1 protein-coding gene is annotated in these 298 nt (G+C 53.0%); it reads left to right on the plus strand.

The genetic code is table 11. The features are described from left to right. Positions 1-298, plus strand: a 298-nt coding sequence (locus CVH10_RS25925) for a hypothetical protein (RefSeq protein ID WP_219924857.1), incomplete at both ends; no start/stop codon positions are given.

The raw sequence follows: 298 nt of genomic DNA on the forward strand, positions 1-298 counted from the left end.
TCAATACGACGGGCGTCAAGTCGATAGATTATCTCATCAGTGATCACATCGAGACGCCTCCGGGCTTCGATGCCGAATACACGGAAAAGCTGATCAGGTTGCCGGATGACTATATCTGCTATGACCCTCCTGGGGGCTATGAGCCGAGAGTAGGACCGCTGCCGGCTCGTCGTAATGGCTATCTGACGCTGGGATGTTTCAATAACGACACCAAGCTCAACAAGGTGGTGTTGCTGGAGTGGGCAAGGATCATGCGCGATATACCGGCATCGCGTCTTTTACTGAAGGGCATGCAGTA

Source organism: Halomonas sp. ND22Bw (genome assembly GCF_003011945.1).
GTDB classification, from domain to species: domain Bacteria; phylum Pseudomonadota; class Gammaproteobacteria; order Pseudomonadales; family Halomonadaceae; genus Halomonas; species Halomonas halophila.